At 48.7% G+C, this 1,319-nt stretch carries 1 protein-coding gene; it reads left to right on the top strand.

Features of this window, described 5'->3' with window-relative positions; genetic code table 11:
- Nucleotides 1–216: 216 nt before the first annotated feature.
- Nucleotides 217–1,319 (top strand): ISL3 family transposase (locus tag E1H13_RS26500; RefSeq protein ID WP_169617954.1); only part of this gene is annotated, 1,103 nt, incomplete at its 3' end.

The following is a 1,319-nucleotide window of genomic DNA, read 5'->3' as shown; positions in this document are numbered from 1 at the left end:
GGCTCTTCCGACCTAGACATGGGAAAGAGGCTCTGAGGGCGAGAAGTGGAGAGAGAAAGAAACGCTAGGAAGGGGTGAAGTGTTTGATATACAAGGGATTGGCTAGAATTAAAGGGTGAGAGAAGGACAGCATTATGGGTGAGCGCCATGATTACGAAATCCCAAGCGAACCAATTGACTGAACTACTGGGTCTTCCCGAGGTAGAAGTAGACGATATGACAGTCGTAGATGGAGTGGGCCTATTGTTCGTTGTCAGCTCAACCCGGCGCGATGCAGCGTGTCCCCACTGCGGGAAACGAAGCCGTCATCTGCATACGAATCATCGGTATAACATTGAGGATTTGCCGTGGAATACCCAGTCTGTGGTGTTGCGAGTGAATCGCCGACAGTTTTGGTGTCAGGGCTGTGGGCAAGCGTTTAGCGAGGAACTCGCCTTTGTTAAGAAGAAGCGGTTGTATACGCAACGATTAGCGAATGAGATTGTCAGCCAAGTGTTGGGGAGTAGCATCCACCGTGTAGCGACCCGAACAGGGCTGAGTGACGAGCAGATTGAGACGATGCTTGAGGATGCCGGTGAGGAGTATTTACCCAAGGCCCCGAAGGCGTTGAAATATCTCGGGATCGACGAGATAGCGGTAGTCAAAGGCCAGGGTGAGTATTATGGGGTGCTGGTGAACCTGGAGACACACCAGCCGATTACGCTATTACCCTCACGGACACAAGAGGCATTACGGGAAGTCTTTAGCCAATGGGGTGTAGAGGTGCTTGCGGGGATTGAAGGGGTGAGCATAGACCTGTGGAGGCCTTACCAGAGTTTAGTGGAAGAGATGATGCCGAATGCGACGGTAGTCGCGGATCGGTTCCATGTGACGAAGCTTCTAAATGAGGAGTTAGATAATCAGCGAAAAGCTGAGAAGAGAGGGGCTAAGAAGATAAGGAAAAAGGCTGAGAGGGAGCGTGTTTTAGAGGGTCTTAACGGCAGTAAGTATGTGTTACTCAAGAATGAGAAGGACTTAAATGACCGACAGAGGGAAAAGCTCATAGAAGTCAGCCAAGTTTCCCCTAAGTTAGCAACGATGTATCGATTAAAAGAGGAGTTTAGGGGAATCTTTGAAGCGGCAGAGAATTGGGCAGATGGGACATTAAAACTGCTGGACTGGATGGTCGAATCATCGGCGTTCTTTAAGCAGAGCTGTGGAACGATTAAACGATGGTTTGATGAGGTGACATCATACTTTGAATTGAGAATAACGAATGGAGTTGTAGAGGGAATAAATAATAAGCTTAAGTTGATTAAGCGATTGGGTTATGGCTTTTC

The sequence above is a fragment of the Nodosilinea sp. P-1105 genome, from assembly GCF_012911975.1.
GTDB lineage: Bacteria > Cyanobacteriota > Cyanobacteriia > Phormidesmidales > Phormidesmidaceae > Nodosilinea.
Note: the sequence above shows the minus strand (reverse complement) of the source record. Positions and strands in the feature narration are given on the sequence as shown.